1 pseudogene is annotated in these 268 nt (G+C 51.1%); it reads right to left on the reverse strand.

From position 1 onward, the window contains the following. Positions 1–268: pseudogene (locus M3P09_RS17265) on the reverse strand (hypothetical protein); the annotation flags it as partial.

Here is a 268-nt window from a genome sequence, read left to right on the forward strand (position 1 = left end):
TAATGTTTAGGCTTAAGTTCCCAGCCCCGTTAGCAAGCGTTCCTGCTTGGATGGTTGCTGTTAGTCCAGCCACTCCCGTAGAAGCGGTTGGTGATCCTGCACCGTATGCCGCTCCGTTACCTCCTGTGTACGGGATTGTTGCTGTTCCAGTATAAGCTGTATTTTCTGTAGCTGTTGCTGGTGAAGCAGTTCCTGCCGCACAGTCTAAGTTTGCTACGGTTGGAGTTAACGGATCAACCGTTAGTGAGTAGGTACAGGTCTGTCCACC

It is taken from the genome of Jejuia spongiicola (assembly GCF_023502325.1).
Lineage (GTDB): Bacteria > Bacteroidota > Bacteroidia > Flavobacteriales > Flavobacteriaceae > Wocania_A > Wocania_A spongiicola.